Source organism: Rhizobium sp. AQ_MP, assembly GCF_014237835.1.
Taxonomy (GTDB): Bacteria; Pseudomonadota; Alphaproteobacteria; order Rhizobiales; family Rhizobiaceae; genus Allorhizobium.
Map to the genome: position 1 here is coordinate 12,184 of NZ_JACJVI010000020.1, position 16,776 is coordinate 28,959.

The following is a 16,776-nucleotide window of genomic DNA, read 5'->3' on the forward strand; positions in this document are numbered from 1 at the left end:
CCATTGTTGGCGATCAGCACCTGGCTCGTCCGGCGCTGGCCGGGGTTGCAGAGGGCGAACCAGGTGCGGGTTGCAGGCACTTCCGCTTCAGCTTTGAGAACGGCTCTAGAAGCGCCAAAACTCCAGGCCGGGCTCGGCGTCTCCATCTCCAGCGGTCACCGGTATCTCCAGCGCACGGCAAGCGCGTTCGTTACCCCCGCAAACTCAAGCACGTCCTCGAACTCGGGGCAGAAAGACAGCAACCGACGAGCCGTGCTGCAGCATTGTGAAGCTTTGCTGATGCTAGCTGTGAATGGAGGAGCGCAATCTCATATTCCGCGATCTGATACCTTTTCGGGCTTCAGAGGCAAAGCCAGCATCCAGCCTCCAAAACAAAACGCCGGGACCGTCCGGTCGCGCATCCTGCGCCAGGGATCAAAGCGGTGAGATTGGGTTAACAAGACAGCCTGCCAGAAGGGCCGCGATCAGCATCAGACGAGGCCGGAATACCAGTCAGCATAGGGCGTGTTTTTCACGAGATACCGGTTGAAATCCGGTGCCCCGTCGTCCCACCAGACCGGCCCGCGCTCGCCGAGTGCAATCTTGGCGGCATTAACGCGTTGACGGATCTCACCGACAGACCGCTCGTCGCGCACAGGCTTTGACAGCGCACGACGCGCTGCCATCAGTTCCTTGATCAGTGCTTCACGGTGGGCAGGCGCAAGTGAGGGATCGCTCTTTCGCCAGAGCCGGCCTTTGACCACGAAATATCGCCCGTCCGGCGTCTCCGGATAGACATCTGCCTTTTCCCTCAAGAAAGCGGAGGACCTCTCTTTGCCGGTCATTCCAGTTCGATCCAGACAGGCGCGTGGTCACTGGTCTTTGGCAATGCCCGGACCCAACGATCGACGCCTGCCGCCTTCAGATCCGGCGCGAGCTGAGGGCTCAGCAATAAATGGTCGATCCGCAGGCCAGCGTCCCGTTCGAACGCATTTCTCCAGTATTTCCAGAAGGTGTAGATTCCCTCATCCGGGAACATGCGCCTCACCGCATCCGTCCAGCCCTGATCCAGAAGAGCTGTATAGGCATCTCTCACCTCAGGGCGAAACAGCGCGTCATCCAGCCATCGCTCCGGCTTATAGACATCGAGATCAGCAGGCATGACGTTGAAATCGCCAACCAGCGCCACCGGGATTTCGAGCTCGAGCAATTCTTGCGCATAGATGCGCAACCTTTCGAACCAACGTAGCTTGTAGTCGAATTTTTGACCCGGCGCCGGATTGCCGTTGGGAAGATAAAGACTGCCGATGATGACCCCATTTACGGCTGCTTCAATATAACGGCTTTGCCCGCCATCTAGCTCGTCATCTGGCTCGCCTGGTAGGATCCTCTTCGTCTCGATTGGATCGGTGTCGCGCGCCAGAATTGCCACGCCATTCCAGCTCTTTTGACCGCGCCATATGGCACCATAGCCTGCCCTTTCGAGTGCCTTCACCGGAAATTTTTCGGAAGGGGCCTTGAGCTCCTGCAGACAGACGACGTCTGGGGCGGCTTCATCCAGCCAGTGCAGCAGGATGTCCAGCCGCCCATTGATGCCGTTGATATTGTAGGTCGCGATTTTCACCGCAGATCATCACTTGGTGCGATGATCACCGCGATCGCCTTCGCCAGGCTTTGCGTCGCTTTTCGCCTCGTGGCGCTTGTCGGCAGACAAGGAGCGGCCAACATCGACGCTCTCCTTAAACTTGCCGTCCTCGTCGCGACGGACATAGCGCTTGTCCGTGCCCGTATCGATCAATTCGCGCTTGCTCATGGGAGTTCTCCTTCTCGACTGTGGTGGATAAACAACGCATGGATCGCAGAAAAGATGCATGTGATCACCGCCTTAGCCGGCTCCACCTGTCAGACGAGCGAGCATCTCGAGCGCCGCCGATCGAAGCAACGCTTGCCAGTCTTTTCCCCCTTGCCAGTGATAGAGTGGAGCGCCCGGTGAACGGGTCGAGACCATTGCAATAATCTCAAAATCTGCTCGGAAACGGGTCGCGCCTTGGCCCGAAAGACAAGGATGCGCATTTGAAATGAACGAGGGCGCTCAACCCTTTTGGGGAGCGCCCTCGTCGACCCGGACGATGTCGCGCGGCGGAGGAGCTGCGCGTTTAGGATCGTCAATCACGGGTGCTGAGACCTAGATGGTGGGTCAGAACCCTCTTCGCAAGTCCTGTCATCATCCTTCTTCGGCCCGATCCCCCCGTTTAAGCTCGAAGAAGTAACAACGGGCATCCTTCTCGATGACCATCAGCCCCATGAGCCTGTTCTCGTCCATTTAACGTCGGTGATGACCATTCGAAAGATGGACCGGCGGCAAAACCCTGATATGTTCTTGTTTCGTTTCCTTCACGCTGAATGCGGCTCCCCATGGAATCCAGAACTGCGATCATCCGTAAAATCATCCATGTGGACATGGACGCCTTCTATGCTTCGGTCGAGCAACGCGACAATCCGGCACTTCGTGGCAAACCCTTGGCAGTTGGTGGAGCCGCTGAACGCGGCGTGGTCGCTGCGGCCAGCTATGAGGCCCGGTTGTTTGGGGTTCATTCTGCCATGCCATCGGTCACGGCCGCTCGCAAATGTCCCGAGCTGATATTCGTGAAGCCGCGTTTTGACGTCTATCGCGAGGTCTCTGAAGAGATCCGCCAGATTTTTGCCGAGTACACACCGATAATCGAACCTCTATCGCTCGATGAGGCCTATCTTGATGTGACCGAAAACCTGAAGGACATGCCGATTGCCACCGAGATTGCGCTTCAGATCCGCGCCAGGATCAAGGCGGTGACCGGGCTGAATGCGTCCGCCGGCATCTCCTACAACAAGTTCCTGGCCAAGATGGCCTCCGATCTCAACAAGCCGAACGGCCAGGCCGTCATTACGCCGAGACACGGCCCGACCTTCGTCGAGCATCTCGCGGTCAAGAAATTTCATGGTGTCGGACCCGCCACTGCCGAGAAGATGCGCCGATTGGGAATTGAAACCGGCGCCGATCTGAGAGCAAAATCTCTGGCGTTTCTGAGCGAACACTTCGGCAAGGCCGGCCCCTTCTTTTATGGGATTGCCAGAGGCATTGACGAGCGCCCGGTCAGGCCGGATCGGGAGCGCAAATCGATTGGTGCCGAAGACACCTTCCCCGCCGATATCAGCGCACTTCAGGCAGCATCAGACGAGCTCCGACCACTGGCGCAAAAAGTCTGGACCGCCTGCAGGTCAAAGGGCCTCACCGGCAAGACACTCACGGTGAAGGTCAAATATGCCGATTTCACCCAGGTTACCCGCAGCCGCACGGTGTCCGTCCCATTTGCAGGTGTAAAAGACATGGTGGACCTGGCCCATGTCCTGCTTGCCGGCCTTCATCCGTTCAAACGTCCGGTCCGTCTTTTAGGACTGACGCTGTCGTCACTGGTGGTCGACAAGGAGACCGATCAAATCGACAAACCGCAGCTCGGTCTCGGGTTATGACGGTCGGCAGGCCTCGTAGATTCAAGATCGAGACGGGTGCGTTCCTCGGCCGACACAAGGCCTGAGACAACAGCCGAGCAATCTTTGCCAGGTAAGCATCTCGACCAGGAGCGGATGCCCTATGTGGAAGGCAGGAAAGGCCGGAAAGGCAGGACCTCGACTGACGGTTCGAAGTCCGCAACTGATCTTAGCAATCAGCACACTTCGCGCGGCATGACGTTACGAACCCCTTTCCTTCTGTGGTTATCGGCAAGCTGAAAGAAATCGAGCGTCTCGAACACTGAGTAATCGACATCGGGCCTCATGGGCAGACTTGCAAGCGTCAACGCTGAGACTCCTCTCAGCGCCTTTGCGCCTTTGCCCCATAGCGTCCATGCTCATCGGTCCCTATCGAATGACCCACTTGGAGCTTGCAATCGCGCATACTGATATCGTGGTCACGAAGCGTGTCTATGCAGCCGGCACGCAGTGAATGAAAGACCTCGCCGCAACCGGCTTCGATCCCTGCTTTTCTGAACAAGCGCTGCATATACTGCGAGGCGCTCTTCGACGGATCGGCGAGGCGCGTCAGATCAGGGAACAGAAACTGATCGCCGCGGCTCAAGGCCCAGTCGATGAAACCAATGCGATGGAAGAACTCATGCAGTACGAAAAAGCTCAAGCTCGCTTTGGTCTTCAGGGGAACCCGACGCGCCCGCCCCTCGATTTCAACGATGCTCGTCGGTTGCGCGACCCAGACATTGTCGAATTTTTCAACGATATCGATCCCTCTGAGATAAATCAGCGCCGAAAGCCGCCGCCCTGTCAGATGCGCGAGTAGCGGCAGCATGGCAGCATCCATGTGGCCCGTCCCAGTGCCGATGCGGAACAGGGTCGTCAGCTGTTTTGCACTGAGTGATCCGGTCTGTCGCGATGGAGCAAGACTTGATGGATAGCGTAAGGACACATCCTGGAAGGGATCCCGATACGAATGGGACGTCATGCCCGATCGCATTGCTGCACGGACGGCGGCCACATAGCCGTCCTTGACTGATTTTTCAGCCAAAGGCCGATAACCAAGCCGCCTTGCCTCTTCAAGCACCTGACTGGCGGAGCCTGCCTTTCTAAGGCTCGCTCTGGCTGGCCAGTCGGCCATTAGGAGGATAAAGGCCTGCAGATCTGCAGGCTCGTAACGGTCGACCGGATGGTCGCCGATCAGGTCCAGAAAGACCGAAATTCTCGAACTTGCACTTTGGACGTCCTTCATATTGCCAGGCGTCACCATGGCCCGAAGTCTCAGATAGTCGGCAGCGATCATGCTGAACCTTGGGAGCTTCGACCTCTTGCGCAAGACGGCGCTGCGATCCTGCAGATAGGCCGGAACTGTATCGCCAAGCAGCCCGTCAGGATCCGGCGGCGGCATATGCCCGCCTTGGCTGAATGCAGCCCCCCTTTTCTTCCCCGGTCGTCGCTCGGCAGACTTGTCTGGAGGGACTGCGCTTGCAGCACCAGATTGGTAGAGCTTCTCCCGCAGATCTGGCGGGCAAACCTCTGCCAATTTGCCATTGGCCTTCTGCTTGACGCGCTCGGCCGCCTCCATCAAGAACGCGTCAACCGCCAGCTGGGCTGCAAGTTTGATCCTTTCCTCAAGATCAGGCTGCAGCAACGAAAGAGGCTTTTCACCTGTGTCGCAAGCAGGAAGCGGTTGGCCGGCTGCGATGAGAGCAAGATCATCCTTCAGGCGATTTTTGATCTCGGCCGCAATAGGCGCACCGGCTTCAATGCCCACTTCAATTGGCTCTGCTTCAGGCCTCGCCAGCGGGTTCGTACCAGTGCGCCAAGCTTGTGAGATCGCGGCACTAAACAGCAGTCGCGCTCTGACGGCCAAGGTGTCAGTCAGCCAGCGCGCCTCTGCAAGCCTTTGTGTTCGAAGACTAATCCGGATGAGCGGCCGCTGCGGGTCAAGCGTCGACGGAAGCCTGATCTGAAACATGTAGGATGAGGATGTTTGCGTAAGATAGCGGCCGGGACGGTTTGCTGACATCTGGCTCCATCGCTCTGTGGGTTGATTATATATGCGATGCTGCATCATCCATGTGGGGCAAGATTGGTTGGGGTCCCGGCTTGCCGAATGCTCGGCCCATCGAATGCTGGGCTGGTCGACAGCAGAGCCGACGCCAGTATCGGCCTTGAATGGCAAGGCGCATAGATTGGAAATGCGCAGGATTGATAACAGCAACCAATAAGCGCGGAGTTCACCTCAAGGCTTTCTTCCCAAATGCGCGATGCCGTTCAGTGTCTTCAACTGCGGTCTGCAGATCGCAATCTCAGCCTGCCACCTCGACCGGGGGCCTGAGATCTTGCGACGGCGCGGCAACTCGTGAATTGGAATCCAGCTTTTGGCACCATTGTAAACTCAGAGTTTATTTCTGTGTCGAATTATAAAAAACGCCCGGCGTCATAGCCACTACGATCCTGACCGGTTGAGTGGATGGGCGGCAATTCCTCAACAACCGACACCATACAACCCAACTCCATCGACAGAGTCGGAGGTAACAATTTCGGCGTCGGGAAAGTTGTGGCATTTGCTACCTGTTTGCACGGGTTTCACGGATCGAATCCAACGGTGTCGATCTGCGCCTTTCGAGCCTCGTGGCGATCACCACTGCCCTTGATCTTGAGATCGCCCTGGTACCACGCAAGGCACTGCCTGCCGTCAAATCCATCATACGCCAGACAACCAATAGGGCAGCGCGCAAGCCACCTGCGATCGGTAAGGAACTGCAAAAACTCCAAAATGCAATCCGAGCCCTTCAAGTCGATGCGCCGGCATTCCCGGAATTTGATGCGCTGCGCAAAGCAGGAGCCTCCCTCCAGCGACTGCAGATCGATGCGCGTTTCTTGGGGTTACTGCGCTCTGCGCGCAAAGCAATCGAACGCGCCAATGTGAGCGAGGGATGGAGGGGCATCGCCGACGCGACCAACAGCGTGAAGGCTCTGCGCAACCAGATTGTCAATTTCGGGCAGACAAATCAGCAACCGCAAGCCAATCGTCCGGCCTATTCACTCGATGACGAGGAGGAGGACGAAGTCGCCTGATCCATCCGCACTCGGCGTTCATCGCTGTGGCAAGACAACCGATATGGTCACCTTTACCGGCGCGAAGGACGAGCTTATCGGCGAGCCACAATGCCAGCTGTGATGATTCCGATCGGAAGACCAAGGGCCCGATCGTTCAGGAGACGGCTTGGACGAACTGTCTTCAGAGTTTCAGACCTCTAAGATCAATGGCTGAAGCCCGCAAACTCTCCATTTCCTGTGGTTTATGCGCAGTCATCCACGCTTGCGAGCCCTTATCCCCTATTCTTGCCTGATTTTCTGGGACAGAGCTGGTGAATAGGCACCAATCGAGGAAACTGCCCATGACCACGACAAACGAAATTGCCGACAAGATTGCATCCGAGCACAACCTGACAAAAGCGCAGGCAAAGACCATCGTTGAAAGCGTCTTCAGCCAGATTGCCGAGGCCGCAAAAGCCGGCGCAGAGACTTCGATCCCGTCTTTTGGGAAATTCAAGGTCAAGGAAACACCCGAACGCGAGGGCCGCAACCCGGCGACCGGCGCCACAATCAAGATTGCTGCAGCGAAGAAGCTGGCATTCATGCCCGGCAAAGCGTTGAAAGATGCGCTGAACGCCTGAGACACACGAGGCTGCATGTGGCGCCCACAGGCGTCCATCCTTGGAGGCTGACGACATCCCCGTCAGCGCGACGGGCTAGGGCCTTGCTTGCCCGCAGCCAGTCTTGAGTGTTAATCGGCGCGGAAATTTGACCCCTTATCGGCGTCCGGTGTTTGGCCCCCATCTTGGCGATCAGCACCTGGATCGCCCGGCGCTGGCCGGGGTTGCAGAGGGCGAACCAGGTGCGGGTGGTGGGGCTCTTCGGCTTTGGCTTGGAGAGCGGCCTTTGAAGTCGCAGGACTCGTTGCTTCTTTAGACGCTCGCACTGTGATGCGTGACATGGACGGTCGCGAAACCCGCACTCGGCTTTAGGTCACGGATCTTGTGGATTGGTGCAATGTAAGCAAGGTCCTTGTTATAGCGCCAGCGCCCGCTTCAGGTCGTCATGCTCGAAAGCACTGGACATGCGGTTGGATCTCCGCCGCTCGAGCGCCGACCATCTCAGCAGTGCTCCGCCATGTCACGGTAACCGTCGCGATTTCCTTTATAATGGCGCGCGCTTGCGGCAAAGTAAGCGCGAAGTAGGCCGACGCCGCTTCAAGAAGATCGACCGAGCAGGTGCCCTCGTCGAGATCGATGTTCGTCGTGAGCACCCGCGACTTCAAATCGGTTGGAACAGGATTAAGGTCGTAAGCCGGCGATAGCGACCATCCTGCCCGTCCCAACCACAGGAAGCCGTGATTACGCAGATGGTCATCGACGTTGGATATCAGGACATTGAAGACTACACGCCGATAGAGAGCATGGGCGTCGATCTTTCCTCTAGCACCGTGCTGTGACAGGGCGTCGACCATCTCCGGGTAGCTTCCGCGCTCGCCATCCTTGGCTCCCATCATCGCCATCGCTGAGAGGAAAGGGATACGGGTTGAGCCATCGCGGTCAAAACGCCGCGAGAGCATCACCGCTTTGCCGGCGACATTGATCAGCTCATGGTCGGGAGTGGCGATACCAGCCTGCCTGGCAAGTCGCAGTGCAATCTCCTCCCAAGTTTCAATGCTATATTCATCCGTCTCCTTCGGAAACTTCGCAATCGACAGGCGACCATATTGGTCAATGACCGATGCCTTCGGACGCGCGCCGCCGAGAGACGAGCCGGGGGCAAAGATAAGCTGCAAATCTTCGTCAGTTTCTTCATCCCGGAGTATCCGCTCGGTGATCCCAAGTAATGCGCCAAGCTCGATTAAGGCGGGAACGCCATGGGGAATGGGCGCCTGAAAAGTCTTCTCGCCGACCCAGCGAAAGCGGAGCGCGCCAAGTCTGGTTTCGTCGGCGACACCAAGCAGATAATCGCTTTCCGTCAAGGTGCGAACAGCACGAGTTTCGCGCTCCGCCAGACGGCGTTCGGCACGCTGCATCAGGCGGCGCCCCCATGTATCGGGCGCAGAATCGCCAATAGATCCGAAGGTTGCTAATCCGGATGGAGGCGCGAAGGTACCACGGGTCAGAGCAAGTGCCGGCTCGAGAGAGAAGCGGGCTGGATCCTTAAGCCAGGCATCCTCATATTCGAAGAGGATTGTCTCCGTGCCACGGACGCGATTGCTTCTCGCCAGTCCGATCGGACGGGTGCGGCCGTCCAAGTCGATATGGACCTCAACGTCAGCCATCGCGTGACTGTCCGGACGAGCGTTTAAGATGGATGTGCTTGGGCAGATTAGCACTGGCCAACGCCTGTCCAACGGGATCGTGGCTGATATCCGCGATCTGGCCCAGGCCGTCGAGCAGGCCAAGGGCATGCAGCACGCCGGCATAGATACCGATGCTTACACTTGTGTCGCCGGCTTCCACCCTTTGCAAAGTCGACCGAGAGGTAAAGGCTCGTTCCGCCACGACTGCCATAGGCAGTTTGCGGCGACGACGGGCGTCGTGAATATCCGCCCCGAGCTTCCGCAGCGCGCGGCGCACGGCCAGTGGAGGGGTATGCGGGGTAGGCATCTGATATCTTCCTGCTACTTATTTCAATAATATGTAGCAGGAAGATTACAATTTTTCTAGAGCGACGCGGCCCGTCGGACCTCTTCATGGCCCCCGCACTAAAGATTTGCCGAAATACTCATGCAGCTGCCTGTCTTCACGGCACCGGATAGCCGGGTAGCTCTTTGGAAAAAGCATAGCTTCCCTCAAATCAATTCTCGATTACGCAGATCGCGAACGGATCGCCATCCGTCTATCGCCAAGGCCAACGGTGCCAGGATGAAAAAGACAGGCCCCCTTCATCGCCGAACAGAGACGTGTCCCATCCAGTCCGAGAAGCACCCCACACCCTTGGCTGACGTCGCCGTTTGAACGATGCGGCTCACGCCGCACCCTCTTTGTCTCGATGATGAGAAGCCAGCGCCATCAGCCAGTTGCTGGCCTCAGAGGCTTTCGAAGCTGCGGAGAAGATCGCCTTCTTGTCGGACTTCAGCACGGTCAACCAGTTCTTGATATAGTGGGCATGATCGAGACGCGGCTCAAGCGTGAGGCCCAGATCGCCGCACAGGAAGGCTGCACCCAGTTCGGCGACGAGTTCTTCCATGGCATAGGCCTCAGTGCCAAATCGGGTGGACAGATCGCGAGAAAGCCGGGTTTTCGCACCTGACCAGTGGGTCAGCTCATGGCAGAGCGTGCTGTAAAAGCCTTCGCCGGCAGTCGAGGTCGCGGTGCCGGTGAAGCGGCGGCGCTCCGGTATGCGGATGATGTCAGCTGACGGGACATAGCAGGCTTTGTCGCCCCCTTCCTCGATGACAGCACCTGTTGCTTTCACGAATGCTTCGGCCTGAGCGATTGGATCAAACAAGGGCTGTTCCGGAATATCGGTCTCACCAAGAGGGAAGCCCTCCACCTGGGCCGCATTGAAGACAAAGCTGGCACGCGCAACCATGCGTTCGGCTTGTTCGGTCTCGCCCGTCTGGTCATTGATCTCTTCGACATCGAAAGTCTTGTAGAAGACGACGAGTGAGGGTTTCTCTCGCTTGCGCACCTGGCAACCGGCCTCTTGCCATTGTCGGTATGTGCCCCAGACATTCGAGGGATAGTGAGACGCCTCAGCAGACACCCAGAGGCTCAGGATATTCACGCCATTATAGGGCTTGCGCGATGCGATATTGATGGGGCGAGCCAGGCTTGCTGCATTGTTGGCGATCCAGGGGAGCTGGAACTCGCCAGCGTTTCGAGAGCATTGACGATGCGGTTGGTGATTTCCTGATGGACATCGAATTTGGGTGAAGATGATTTGGACATGATCGTCTCCTTGCGCTTTTGAGACCGCGACCATCGCGGCCTGATGGCGTCCGGTAAGACAGGCCAAAACAGCCCATGCACCCCGAAGGGGCGGGCGAAGCGAAAAGACGGTGCATACCGTTGCATGGGATGAGGGGGACTGTCAGTAACGCCTGAAAAGAAGGCAGCCATGGTCTGGCTCTTAGCGAGACAAACGACCATGTCGCCGATGACCCACGTCGACGGAGCCGCGGACATTTCATCCTGAAGTCAGACCCGTGCGAACGGAGTTTGTCCTTTTCGTTGGGCTGCCGCGCGTAAAGCGGCCAGGCCGCTCACCAAACGGACGCCAATCGCAAGATTTGATCTCAAGCGCCGTATCGCATGGCGTGATCATTGTCGCTGATCAGATTTCATGACAGCGCCGCTTCCGAACTCGTTTTCAAAGGCGGGTGCCAAAAAACATGGAGCGGGAACAAGGAAGGCCGTTCTCAGCCGCGGCCAGCATGTTTCTCGACCGCGCAATGCCCGAAGCGGCGATCCGAGCCTTGGCGAGAGTACCGTTCAAGGAATTTGCAGCAGTGGGGCTGGTACGAGGACCCAGTCTCCTTGAAGACGAAGTTATGAACGCCCATATCGACCTCAGTTGACGCTGGACCAATCCTCCCCGTCCTGCGTCAGCTGTTCCCCTCTGGAGGCTTTGACCTTCACACCTCAAGGGCCGCGGCTTCCGCTGGCCCTTTTTTTCTTTCGAGGCCAGCAAAGCCGCTGTTAACCGCAGTTTGCTCGGATAACCAAGCCGGATGCGGGATCTGTCTCGATCGTCACCCGATCCTCGCGGAAGTCTTGTGTCACCATGTCGCCGGGCTCAATCTGACGAACCGTCCGGGCGCCGGTGCGCTGAATTGCGGCCTCGTCTGTCGGCCTCGGCTTGCCCACCAGCCCTTGAGCGGCTTCAGCCTTGCATGACCCTGATGCCGGAGCGGTGACGCGGCCGTCCGCGCTGCATGAGGATAGAGCCAATGCGACACAGGCGAAAGTCATCGGGACGCAGTGGTTGGACAATGGCATTAAGGTTCTCCTTGCTGTGAAAGTCCTACAAGGCGCCCAGAATTGGCTTTTTCGTGTCGCCTCCGTCATGGCGAACGAATTCACCCCCTACTCGACAGGCATACCTGCAGTTGGCCGCTGCTCTTGCCTTAATGGAGGAACGTTTCCCATCGGCGAATGGGTGCTCCGCAGAGCCTGTCAGGATGCAGCGGGCTGGCAAAGTGCCCACAAGGTTGCGGTCAATCTGTCGCCGATCCAATTTGCCCATGCCGACATCAAGGGTCTCGTCGAAGACGTGCTTCGAGCAACGAAGCTTGATCCGAAGCGTCTTGAGCTGGAGATCACCGAGTCATCGATCATCGTCGACAAGGAACGGGCGATTGCCGCACTGACCAGCCTCAAGACTCTTGGCGTCTCTATTGCAATTGACGACTTCGGTACGGGTTATTCATCGCTCGACACCTTGAGGTCGTTCCCGTTCGATAAAATCAAACTCGATCGCAGCTTCATGACCGACCTCGACAGCACGAGTGGCTCACGAGCGATGATCCGGGCGGTTCTGGCCATGGGACACGGGCTGAATATCCCGATCCTCGCTGAAGGGGTTGAAACATCCGATCAGTTGGAAATCCTGCGTGTTGAAGGCTGCCATGAGGTGCAGGGATATCTGCTTGGTCGGCCAGGTCCGATGAATGTGGCGCAGAGCGAGGCCGCATAACGCGGCCACCGCCGTTGATGTCTAACCAGAATCGAACCCACGCCCCATTGCCGGGCAAACAACGTCCATCTGGCAACAGACACCACTCGGGCCGCACATGGCAGTTCCGGCAAAACCGAGGCAATAGAAGAAGTTGCGGTGCCGCGAAGAAGCGGATCAGCCCCTGACAGCCATGCCGTAACGGTGCAAGATCTCCGCGATTTTTCCGTCCTGCTCAGCATCCGGCAGGAGCGCTGGCTGGCGGCTTGCACCGACTGTCGCGTCCTGCAGATACAGCGCGCGCTTTACCATGGCCGGTGCAAAGCCAAGGGCATAGAGCTCCGTCCGGAAAGCCGTGAAGATCGCCTGTTGGCGCTCGGCCTCGGGCATGTTCCCACCGTTGTAGCCCTTCAAGATCCCGGCCAGCACGTCGGGTAGCGCATTGCCAAGGCCCGAAATACATCCGGCTGCGCCATTCTGCAGGGCCCAGAGCACGAGATGATCAGGACCGGAATAGACATCGAAGCCGGGAACATCCCGGGAAACAGCGAGATAGGCTTCGAGCGTCTCCTTGGCACCGCCCGAATCCTTGATGCCGGCAATATTACCATGGGTGGCCAGCTTTCGCGCCGTATCCGGTTCAATGTGGTTCTGAGTGCGGGCCGGAATGTCATAGAGATAGATCGGCGTCTTCACGACATCAGCGACCGTCGAAAAATGCCTGACAAGGCCATCCTGGGTGCAGGCGATGAAGAAGGGCGTAATGACTGCAATGGCCGTCACGCCAATACGGTCGAATTCCTTGGCAAGCTTGACCGTCTCGAAGGTTGCGGGCATGCCGGCATTGACGATCACGTCAACCTTGCCGCCGACTTCATCGACAACGACTTCTGCAAGCTTGACCTTTTCCTCAAAGGTGAGCGCGGTGAAATCGCCATTGGTACCGGCGCACATGATGTTGTTGCCGGCCGTCACCTGGCGGCGCACCTGAGCGCGGGTCGCTTCGTAGTTGATCGTTTCGTCCTCATTGAAGCAGGTAACGAGCGCGACGAAGGCCTTTTTCGACATGATGATGTTCTCCGCAATGTTCTGGTTTTAAGAGGCGCGACCGAGACGTGCGGCCCGGTTCTGCGCTTGCACATCGGGATCGGGATCAAGCCCGGCTGCGAGCAGCGCCTGGGTGTACGGTTTCTGCGGCGTCTCGAAGATGTCGCGCACTGTACCGAGCTCGACCACCTCGCCTTTCTGCATGACCATCACATGGTCGGCGAAGTCTCGCACGACCGGCAGGTCATGGGCGATGAAGATAAAGGCGATACCCATTTCCTTTCGCAGCCCATCGAGAAGCGCAATGACCTGAGCCTGGACCGAGACATCAAGCGCAGAAACGGCCTCGTCACAGATGATCAATTGCGGCTCAAGTGCAAGCGCCCTGGCGATCGCGATGCGCTGGCGCTGTCCGCCGGAGAACTGATGCGGATAACGCCCCATATGCTCAGGTCCCAAGCCCACCTGGGTCAGAAGTTCAGCGACACGCTCCCGCCATTGGGCCTTCGGCAGGATATCGGGATGGATCACCCAAGCTTCCGAGATCAGCTGGTAGACGGTCATGCGAGGATTGAGCGACTGGGTGGGATCCTGGAAGACCATCTGAAGATCGCGGCGAAGCTTGTAGAGCTCAGCCGGTGAGAGCTGGAAAAGGTCCCTTCCCTTCCAAAGGGCTGAGCCGGAATCCGGTTCATCAAGCCTGAGCAAAATGCGGGCGAGTGTCGATTTCCCCGAACCGCTTTCGCCGACCACGGCCAGCGTCTCACCGGCCAGCAGATCGAAGGACACGCCCTTCAAGGCAGAGAAAGCGCCATAAGTCTTGCGCACATCGCGCACGCTCAAGACGGGTTCGGCACTCTTCAATGGCTGATGCATTTCGCCTTTGCCCGGCGCTGCCGCGATCAGCTTCTTCGTATAGGGGTGCCGCGGGTTCTTGTAGACCTCGCGCACCGTGCCGGCCTCGACCAGGACGCCCTTTTCCATCACCACGACACGGTCCGCGATCTCGGCAACAACACCAAGATCATGCGTGATGATGAGAACGGCCATTCCGGTCTCGCGCTGCAGTTCTTTTAAAAGCTCCAGCACTTCGGCCTGCACGGTGACATCGAGCGCGGTCGTCGGCTCATCTGCTATCAACAGATCGGGCCGAAGCGCGAGAGCCATGGCGATCATCACCCGCTGCCGCTGGCCACCGGAAAACTCGTGCGGGTACTTGTCGAGGGCATGCTCGGGATCGGGAATGCCGACACGCCCGAGAAGCCGAAGCGCCTCGGCCTGTGCCTTGGTCGCATCCGTGCCATGCGTCGTCAGCGCCTCACGGATCTGCCAGCCGACGGTATAGACGGGATTGAGATGGCTAAGCGGATCCTGAAAGATCATGGCAATGCGGCGCCCGTTGATCTCGCGCCGCTGCGACAGCGGCATCTTCAGCAGATCCACGCCGTCGAGCAGAATTTCGCCTGAGGAGATCCGACCGGGAGGCATGTCGATGAGGTTCATGATCGCCGAAGACGAGACCGACTTGCCTGAACCGCTCTCTCCGAGGATGGCGAGCGTCTCACCCCGGTCGAGATGATAGGACATGTCACACACGGCCTTGACGACGCCGACTGCCGTATGGAACTCGACTGAGAGATTGCGGACTTCGAGCAGATGGTCAGCCATTCTTGGCCCCTTTCATTTCCAGACGCCAGCGCTGTACGGGATCAAGCGCAATTCGCAACCAGTTGGACAACAGGTTCAGCGACATCGTTGTGAGGATGATCGCGAGCCCCGGCCAGAACGAGAGCCACCAGGCGTTGGTCAGGTATTGCCGTCCTTGGCTGATCATCAACCCCCAGGTAATTTCCGGCGGCTGAATGCCGATGCCGAGGAAGGACAAAGCACTTTCCGCGAGCATGACATAGGCGAAGTCGAGGGTAGCGAGTGTGGTGAGAGTTGGCAGGACGACCGGAAGAATATGCCGGAAGACAATGCGTTTGCTCGATGCGCCCATGACGCGCGCCGCCTGGACGAACATTCGTTCGCGGATCTCGAGCACCTCGGCACGCGTGGTTCTGAGATAGACCGGGATCCGGGTAATCGCGAGCACCACCATCAGGTTCAGGATCGAGGAGCCGAGGATGTAGAGCACGATGACAGCGATCAAGAGCGACGGGAAAGACATGATCACGTCGGCAAGCCGCATGATGACCTGACTGACCCGCGGCGAGGAAAAACCGGCGATCAGGCCGAGAACCGTTCCGATGACAGCCGAGATGAGCACGGCGCCGGCCGCAACCAGAACGGTGTTTTGCGTGGCGACGATGATGCGAGCCAAGAGCGGCCGGCCGAGCGCATCCGCGCCCATCCACCAGACCCAGGCCCTTTCGAAATCAAAGGGTGCTGCATTGCGGCCGCGCAGGTTTTGCTTGGTCGCCAGGTCCCCAAGCCAGCTTGGGCCGATAATGGCCATCAGGAGAATGATGAGCAGAAAGATCGCAGCACAAAGTGCGAACTTGTCGGCGAGCAGCATGCGGACCATTCGTTTGAGGAAGGGAGGCTCGTCAATGATGGTTGTGGCGTCGGTGGACATGACCTTCTCCTCAATTCCGGATCCGGGGATCGAGCAGCGCATAGGCAAGATCGATCAGCAGGTTCATGAGGAAGATGGCGAGCGCCGTCACGAGGATCGCCGCCAAGACCACATTGAAGTCGCGCTGCAGGATGGAATCGATCATCAGCTTGCCGACGCCTGGAAAGCCGAAGATGGTCTCGATGATGACGGCACCGTTCAGAAGGCTGGCTGCCTGGTCGCCGATCACGGTGATCACAGGTAGCATGGCGTTGCGCAGCGCATGCACAAAGATGATCGGGGTCGATTTGACACCCTTGGCACGTGCCGTCTTCACATAGGCCGAAGAGAGCGCTGATATCATCGAGCCCCGAACCACCTGAACGATGATGCCGAAGGGCCGCACGAACAGGACTGATATCGGCAGGATCCAGTGCCAGATCGTGCCTGTACCAGAGGTCGGCAGCCAGGACAGGTTGACTGCAAAGATGACGATAGCGACGATCGCCAGCCAGAAGTCAGGGACGGAGGCCCCGACAAGCGAGACGATCGACGAAAAGCGATCAAAGAAGCCGCCGGCCCGGAAGGCTGCAAGCGAGCCGACAATGATGGCGGCAGCGGTCACCAGGGTCATGGTGATGACTGCAAGCCACAGCGTCCAGACAAAGGCTTCGAGCACCACATCAAGCGCTGGCCGAGCCTTGCGCAGGGATTCGCCGAGATCACCCGTGACGACGTCGCCAACATAGCGGCCAAACTGCACGAGGAGAGGATCATTGAGCCCATGCAGCTCACGAAATTGGTTCTTCATCTCCTCGGATGCCTCGACCGGCAGGAACAAGGCGGCCGGATCGCCGGTCAACCGCGAGAGGAAGAAGACCATGACCACGAGCCCGATCAGCGAGATCAGACTGGCCACGGCGCGTTTTCGGATGAAGCTCAGCATGGCGTCCTCTAAGAAAACGGTGCGGCGGGATCATCCCGCCGCATGACTTGCCTTGGAACAGACGGCGAGTGCC

The 16,776-nt window shown here is 58.3% G+C and carries 15 protein-coding genes and 2 pseudogenes; 4 read left to right on the plus strand and 13 right to left on the minus strand.

What is annotated here, in order from left to right:
- Positions 1–470: 470 nt before the first annotated feature.
- Genes H6M51_RS21320 through H6M51_RS21330 form a run of 3 tightly spaced genes read right to left on the minus strand, consistent with a single transcriptional unit; the run spans position 471 to position 1,792 of the window.
- Entirely contained in the window at positions 471–824 is a 354-nt protein-coding gene (locus H6M51_RS21320) for a hypothetical protein (protein ID WP_185811823.1), read from the minus strand.
- Positions 821–1,603 carry an exodeoxyribonuclease III gene (gene xth, locus H6M51_RS21325; protein WP_185811824.1) on the minus strand — a complete coding sequence of 261 codons (783 nt, stop codon included), beginning with the start codon at positions 1,601–1,603 and terminating at the stop codon, positions 821–823. Before xth ends, H6M51_RS21320 begins: the two co-directional genes overlap by 4 nt.
- A gap of 9 nt (positions 1,604–1,612) precedes the next feature.
- The gene (locus H6M51_RS21330; protein ID WP_185811825.1) at positions 1,613–1,792 is read right to left on the minus strand and encodes a hypothetical protein; all 180 of its coding nucleotides are present in this window, start codon (positions 1,790–1,792) and stop codon (positions 1,613–1,615) included.
- 602 nt (positions 1,793–2,394) lie between these two features.
- Here H6M51_RS21330 and dinB point away from each other — a divergent pair.
- Positions 2,395–3,489, plus strand: a complete 1,095-nt coding sequence (gene dinB / locus H6M51_RS21335; protein WP_185811826.1) for a DNA polymerase IV — start codon at positions 2,395–2,397, stop codon at positions 3,487–3,489.
- A gap of 340 nt (positions 3,490–3,829) precedes the next feature.
- Here the strand turns inward: dinB and H6M51_RS21340 are convergent, their stop codons facing one another.
- Positions 3,830–5,512 (minus strand): DUF6538 domain-containing protein, encoded by a 1,683-nt coding sequence (locus tag H6M51_RS21340; protein ID WP_185811827.1) that lies wholly within the window; start codon positions 5,510–5,512, stop codon positions 3,830–3,832.
- Between the two features lie 608 nt (positions 5,513–6,120).
- Between H6M51_RS21340 and H6M51_RS21345 the strand changes: the two genes are divergently transcribed.
- Both H6M51_RS21345 and H6M51_RS21350 read left to right on the plus strand, forming a co-directional pair.
- Positions 6,121–6,567 carry a hypothetical protein gene (locus H6M51_RS21345; RefSeq protein WP_185811828.1) on the plus strand — a complete coding sequence of 149 codons (447 nt, stop codon included), beginning with the start codon at positions 6,121–6,123 and terminating at the stop codon, positions 6,565–6,567.
- A gap of 323 nt (positions 6,568–6,890) precedes the next feature.
- A complete protein-coding gene (locus tag H6M51_RS21350) occupies positions 6,891–7,169 on the plus strand; it encodes an HU family DNA-binding protein (RefSeq protein ID WP_185811829.1) in 279 nt (92 codons plus the stop codon).
- 394 nt (positions 7,170–7,563) lie between these two features.
- Here the strand turns inward: H6M51_RS21350 and H6M51_RS21355 are convergent.
- The 5 genes and pseudogenes from H6M51_RS21355 to H6M51_RS21370 form a co-directional block, all read right to left on the minus strand.
- A pseudogene (locus H6M51_RS21355) lies at positions 7,564–8,812 on the minus strand (type II toxin-antitoxin system HipA family toxin).
- Positions 8,805–9,140, minus strand: coding sequence for a helix-turn-helix domain-containing protein (locus H6M51_RS21360; protein WP_185811830.1), 336 nt, complete (start codon positions 9,138–9,140; stop codon positions 8,805–8,807). The pseudogene H6M51_RS21355 and the gene H6M51_RS21360 overlap by 8 nt, the downstream one beginning before the upstream one ends.
- Before the next feature lie 361 nt (positions 9,141–9,501).
- Complete coding sequence (locus tag H6M51_RS21365; protein ID WP_348644560.1) at positions 9,502–10,329, minus strand: zincin-like metallopeptidase domain-containing protein; 828 nt, start codon at positions 10,327–10,329, stop codon at positions 9,502–9,504.
- A complete protein-coding gene (locus H6M51_RS24755; RefSeq protein WP_246780633.1) occupies positions 10,260–10,427 on the minus strand; it encodes a hypothetical protein in 168 nt (55 codons plus the stop codon). The genes H6M51_RS21365 and H6M51_RS24755 overlap by 70 nt, the downstream gene beginning before the upstream one ends.
- A gap of 750 nt (positions 10,428–11,177) precedes the next feature.
- Positions 11,178–11,546: an I78 family peptidase inhibitor gene (locus H6M51_RS21370; protein ID WP_348644556.1), complete on the minus strand. Its 369-nt coding sequence runs from the start codon at positions 11,544–11,546 to the stop codon at positions 11,178–11,180.
- A gap of 64 nt (positions 11,547–11,610) precedes the next feature.
- Between H6M51_RS21370 and H6M51_RS21375 the strand changes: the two are divergent.
- Positions 11,611–12,174 (plus strand): annotated as a pseudogene (locus tag H6M51_RS21375) (EAL domain-containing protein); the annotation flags it as partial.
- 156 nt (positions 12,175–12,330) lie between these two features.
- Here H6M51_RS21375 and H6M51_RS21380 read toward each other — a convergent pair.
- The 4 genes from H6M51_RS21380 to H6M51_RS21395 are packed head-to-tail and all read right to left on the minus strand — an operon-like array spanning position 12,331 to position 16,703.
- Positions 12,331–13,221, minus strand: coding sequence for a dihydrodipicolinate synthase family protein (locus H6M51_RS21380; RefSeq protein WP_185811831.1), 891 nt, complete (start codon positions 13,219–13,221; stop codon positions 12,331–12,333).
- A gap of 27 nt (positions 13,222–13,248) precedes the next feature.
- The gene (locus H6M51_RS21385) at positions 13,249–14,868 is read right to left on the minus strand and encodes an ABC transporter ATP-binding protein (RefSeq protein ID WP_185811832.1); all 1,620 of its coding nucleotides are present in this window, start codon (positions 14,866–14,868) and stop codon (positions 13,249–13,251) included.
- Positions 14,861–15,778, minus strand: a complete 918-nt coding sequence (locus H6M51_RS21390; protein ID WP_185811833.1) for an ABC transporter permease — start codon at positions 15,776–15,778, stop codon at positions 14,861–14,863. Before H6M51_RS21390 ends, H6M51_RS21385 begins: the two co-directional genes overlap by 8 nt.
- A gap of 10 nt (positions 15,779–15,788) precedes the next feature.
- Entirely contained in the window at positions 15,789–16,703 is a 915-nt protein-coding gene (locus H6M51_RS21395) for an ABC transporter permease (protein ID WP_185811834.1), read from the minus strand.
- Between the last annotated feature and the right edge of the window lie 73 nt (positions 16,704–16,776).

Excerpts from the sequence above, each read along its gene's own strand:
- H6M51_RS21320 (WP_185811823.1), bottom strand. The coding sequence starts at position 824 with ATGACCGGCAAAGAGAGGTCCTCCGCTTTCTTGAGGGAAAAGGCAGAT.
- H6M51_RS21330 (WP_185811825.1), bottom strand. The coding sequence starts at position 1,792 with ATGAGCAAGCGCGAATTGATCGATACGGGCACGGACAAGCGCTATGTC.
- dinB (WP_185811826.1), top strand. The coding sequence starts at position 2,395 with ATGGAATCCAGAACTGCGATCATCCGTAAAATCATCCATGTGGACATG.
- H6M51_RS21340 (WP_185811827.1), bottom strand. The coding sequence starts at position 5,512 with ATGTCAGCAAACCGTCCCGGCCGCTATCTTACGCAAACATCCTCATCC.
- H6M51_RS21350 (WP_185811829.1), top strand. The coding sequence starts at position 6,891 with ATGACCACGACAAACGAAATTGCCGACAAGATTGCATCCGAGCACAAC.
- H6M51_RS21360 (WP_185811830.1), bottom strand. The coding sequence starts at position 9,140 with ATGCCTACCCCGCATACCCCTCCACTGGCCGTGCGCCGCGCGCTGCGG.
- H6M51_RS24755 (WP_246780633.1), bottom strand. The coding sequence starts at position 10,427 with ATGTCCAAATCATCTTCACCCAAATTCGATGTCCATCAGGAAATCACC.
- H6M51_RS21370 (WP_348644556.1), bottom strand. The coding sequence starts at position 11,546 with ATGACGGAGGCGACACGAAAAAGCCAATTCTGGGCGCCTTGTAGGACT.
- H6M51_RS21380 (WP_185811831.1), bottom strand. The coding sequence starts at position 13,221 with ATGTCGAAAAAGGCCTTCGTCGCGCTCGTTACCTGCTTCAATGAGGAC.
- H6M51_RS21385 (WP_185811832.1), bottom strand. The coding sequence starts at position 14,868 with ATGGCTGACCATCTGCTCGAAGTCCGCAATCTCTCAGTCGAGTTCCAT.
- H6M51_RS21390 (WP_185811833.1), bottom strand. The coding sequence starts at position 15,778 with ATGTCCACCGACGCCACAACCATCATTGACGAGCCTCCCTTCCTCAAA.
- H6M51_RS21395 (WP_185811834.1), bottom strand. The coding sequence starts at position 16,703 with ATGCTGAGCTTCATCCGAAAACGCGCCGTGGCCAGTCTGATCTCGCTG.